Below are 1,152 nucleotides of genomic sequence, written 5' to 3' on the forward strand. Positions count from 1 at the left end.
GATACCCAGCGTTGGTGGTGGCCTCGGTCAATGCCTCCACCGACGTTCGGGCGTCGTCAAAGGTGACCACGGCCTCGAGATCCGCGTAGCTCACGTCGACTTGCGAGACGCCGTCCACCTTGTTGAGGGCGGCCTTGACGGTGATCGGGCAGGCGGCACAGGTCATGCCCGGCACCGACAGCTTCACGGTCTGCAAGGCCGCTAAGGCGGGCGTGCTGAGCAGGGCGAGTAGCGCGATGAAGGCGAAACGAGCTTTCATGGTAGATCTCCTTTTAATAGAACAAGGGCAAGACGTAGGGGAATACCAGGGCGATTAGCACCAGCAGCGATACGAGCCAGAAGATCGCCTTGTAGCCCGTCCTGACCCGTGGCACGGCACACACCTCTCCCGGCTGGCACTTTTCCACTGGCCGAAAGACGCGACGCCAGGCGAAGAACATCGCCACCAGCGCGACGCCGATAAAGAGCGGGCGATAGGGCTCCAGCGACGCCAGATTGCTGATCCAGGCGCCGGAAACGCCCAGCGTGATCAGAACCAGCGGGCCGAGGCAACACGCCGAGGCCAGGAGGGCCGCGACTCCTCCGGCGGCCAGGGGCCCTCGCCCCGTTTTAGGTGTCCGCATTGACGATTCTCCTTTCGGGATGGGGGGAGCTACGATAAGGTTACTTCCGTAGCTTGGTACGGAGTCAAGCATCATGAAGAGACATGCAGATAAAGTGGCGGACACCATGACCATTGGCGGCCTGGCCAAGGCGGCCGGCGTCAATGTCGAGACAATCCGCTATTACCAGCGACGAGGGCTATTATCGGAGCCCGAACGACCTCCCGGAGGTATTCGACGCTATAGTGCCGCCGATATCGACAGGTTGACGTTCGTGAAAACGGCGCAGCAGCTGGGCTTTAGTCTGGATGAGATCAGTGACCTACTTCGGCTGGAAGATGGCGCCCACTGTCAAGAAGCCAGTGCTCTCGCAGAGCACAAGTTAGGGGACGTTCGCGAGAAGATCGACAGGCTTGAAAGAATTGAGAAGGTGCTGAGCGAAATGGTCGACCGATGCCATGCACAACAAGGCAATATCACTTGCCCGCTAATTGCGTCATTGCATGAAGGGCTCAGAGAAGCAGAAGACCCAAGGGAGTAAATCACCTTC

General features: G+C 59.5%; 3 protein-coding genes. 1 reads left to right on the plus strand and 2 read right to left on the minus strand.

Annotated features, from left to right (window positions below):
- The coding region (gene merP, locus NFR51_RS11025) for a mercury resistance system periplasmic binding protein MerP (RefSeq protein ID WP_251713625.1) at positions 1-259 on the minus strand (259 nt) is incomplete at its 3' end.
- Between the two features lie 13 nt (positions 260-272).
- Positions 273-623 carry a mercuric ion transporter MerT gene (gene merT / locus NFR51_RS11030; protein ID WP_008957404.1) on the minus strand — a complete coding sequence of 117 codons (351 nt, stop codon included), beginning with the start codon at positions 621-623 and terminating at the stop codon, positions 273-275.
- Positions 624-696: 73 nt separating this feature from the next.
- On the opposite strand from merT, the gene merR reads away from it, so the two are divergent.
- A complete protein-coding gene (gene merR, locus NFR51_RS11035; protein ID WP_006911920.1) occupies positions 697-1,143 on the plus strand; it encodes a mercury resistance transcriptional regulator MerR in 447 nt (148 codons plus the stop codon).
- Positions 1,144-1,152: the final 9 nt, after the last annotated feature.

It is taken from the genome of Lactococcus ileimucosae, from assembly GCF_943193185.1.
Taxonomy (GTDB): Bacteria; Bacillota; Bacilli; order Lactobacillales; family Streptococcaceae; genus Lactococcus; species Lactococcus ileimucosae.